Source organism: Variovorax sp. P4_D9 (assembly GCF_056401695.1).
This window is the reverse complement of sequence record NZ_JBFUIU010001723.1, coordinates 1-612: the sequence shown is the minus strand read 5'-3', so window position 1 is coordinate 612 and position 612 is coordinate 1. Positions and strand designations below refer to the sequence as shown.

General features: G+C 62.1%; 1 protein-coding gene. It reads left to right on the top strand.

The genetic code is table 11. The features are described 5' to 3' along the window. Window positions 1–26: 26 nt before the first annotated feature. A partial coding sequence (locus AC1DY5_RS57990) for a hypothetical protein (protein WP_478123093.1) occupies window positions 27–612 on the top strand: 586 nt, incomplete at its 3' end.

The window sequence follows — 612 nt, the reverse complement described above, 5'->3', positions numbered from 1 at the left end:
ATGCAATACAACGCAGGGGGTGCCTGATGGCAAGCCCCCTCGCGCTCGAAGCGGCCCAAGGAAAGATGATGGCGCCGCTCTGCCTGCGGTGTGAAGGCTGCGCCGGCCTTCTTACTCATATCGAGGCGGCAATTGCGCTAAACGACAACTGGATCAAGAGCACGCTGACGCCGATTCGAGATGCTGGGAAGGCTGCGATCGATCTTCGGAGACGCATCGAGGTGGCCCGGGGTGTTGGCCTCGACAGCGAATGGGGCGCGAACCAGAAAGCGGTCGCTCTGAGCGTATTGGTCGGCCTGGGGGCTTCCTCGGACCTTCGCCACGTCTCCGACTCTCGCGCGTTTCAGCTTGCCGCGATGGATCGCATTCTGTCGTCGAAGGGCCTTCCCGCAGACGATGCCGATCACGCTCGGAGCGTCTTCGTGACGATCGAAGGCACGCCAGAGGCGAATCAGTTCGTTCTCGATCTCGCACAAGCCAAGGCGAAACTCGATCAGCGGAGAGCTCGGTACTTCGAGCAGGCTCGGCCCTTAGCTTATGTGGCCGGCGATCTCACGCAAATCGGTCGCGAGTGGCAAGAGGCGGAGGGCTCTGTATGGGTGGACCCCGTCC